At 65.4% G+C, this 1,304-nt stretch carries 3 protein-coding genes; all 3 read left to right on the top strand.

The features are described from left to right. Positions 1 to 50: 50 nt before the first annotated feature. Positions 51 to 479: an HIT family protein gene (locus ACIPIA_RS16490; RefSeq protein ID WP_400511055.1), complete on the top strand. Its 429-nt coding sequence runs from the start codon at positions 51 to 53 to the stop codon at positions 477 to 479. 61 nt (positions 480 to 540) lie between these two features. Next, a complete protein-coding gene (locus tag ACIPIA_RS16485; RefSeq protein WP_400511054.1) occupies positions 541 to 1,011 on the top strand; it encodes a carboxymuconolactone decarboxylase family protein in 471 nt (156 codons plus the stop codon). A gap of 66 nt (positions 1,012 to 1,077) precedes the next feature. Then, on the top strand, positions 1,078 to 1,304 hold a 227-nt coding region (locus ACIPIA_RS16480), incomplete at its 3' end, for a carboxymuconolactone decarboxylase family protein (protein ID WP_400511053.1).

Genomic DNA, 1,304 nt, shown 5'->3' with positions numbered 1-1,304 from the left:
CGCAAGGCGGCCACAGGGTCAGCGCTCCGCTTCCAAGCATCGGAACCGCCATGACTGCCTACGATCCGTCCAACGTCTTCGCCAAGATCCTGCGCGGCGAATTGCCCTCCCATACCGTCTACGAGGATGCCGAGACGATCGCCATCATGGACATCATGCCGCGAGCCGACGGGCACGTCCTGGTGCTCCCGAAGACCGCGTGCCGCAACGTCTTCGACGCCCCGGCGGAAGCGCTGAAGGCGGTCGCCCTGTCGACGCAGAAGCTGGCCCATGCGGTGAAGGTCGCTTTCGCCGCCGAGGGCGTCACCATCCAGCAGTTCAACGAGGCGGCCGGCGGGCAGGTCGTGTTCCATCTCCACGTCCACGTCATGCCGCGCTTCGACGGGGTGGCGCTGCGCCCGCACACCGGCGCCATGGAGAAGAACGAGGTTCTCGCCGGCAATGCCGAGAAAATTCGCGAGGCGCTGAAAAAAATCTGAGGCGCATGTCACAAGCGGGCGTGCTGCCTCGTCTTGCCATCATCAACCGATGGAGAAGACCATGAGCCAACGCCTCAACGCTTTCCAGGTCGCCCCCGGCGCGATCGACGCGCTGCTGAAGACGCAGATCTACGTCAACGAGAGCGGGCTGGAGCACAGCCTGCTCGAGCTCGTGAAGATGCGGGCCTCGCAGATCAATGCCTGCGCCTATTGCCTGCACATGCACGCGACGGACGCGCGCAAGGCGGGCGAAAGCGAGGCGCGGCTATACCTGCTCGACGCCTGGCACGAATCCGAGCTCTACACCCCGCGCGAGAAGGCCGCACTCGGCTGGACCGAGGCGTTGACCCGGCTTTCGGAAGGCAGCCCGAGCGACGAAGCCTTCGCTGAACTGCGCGCGCATTTCAGCGAGAAGGAATGCGTCGACCTCTCGCTCTCGATCGCCGCGATCAACGCCTGGAACCGGATCAATGCCGGGTTCCGCACGCGCCACCCCGCCGACCGCCAGCGCAAGACCGAAGCTGCCGCCTGAGCCGACTCTGTCCCCTGGCCGAGCGGCTGCGCCCGGCCAAACTTCCGTCAAACAGCGAGAGTCACGATGAACAAGCGTCTCAATCCCTATACGACCGCCCCCGACATGATGAAGCCGCTGATGGCGCTGGAGGCCGCGGTCGCGGAGTCCGGCCTCGAACACAGCCTGATCGAGCTGGTGAAGATGCGGGCTTCGCAGATCAACGGCTGCGCCTATTGCCTGCATATGCACTCGGCCGACGCCCGAAAGGCCGGCGAGAGTGAGGCGCGGCTGTACCTGCTCAACGCCTGGCA

Source organism: Allobosea sp. CER48 (assembly GCF_044752385.1).
GTDB lineage: Bacteria > Pseudomonadota > Alphaproteobacteria > Rhizobiales > Beijerinckiaceae > Allobosea.
The sequence above is the reverse complement of the archived record's forward strand: the minus strand, read 5'-3'. Positions and strand labels throughout refer to the sequence as shown.

Excerpts from the sequence above, each read along its gene's own strand:
- ACIPIA_RS16490 (WP_400511055.1), top strand. The coding sequence starts at position 51 with ATGACTGCCTACGATCCGTCCAACGTCTTCGCCAAGATCCTGCGCGGC.
- ACIPIA_RS16485 (WP_400511054.1), top strand. The coding sequence starts at position 541 with ATGAGCCAACGCCTCAACGCTTTCCAGGTCGCCCCCGGCGCGATCGAC.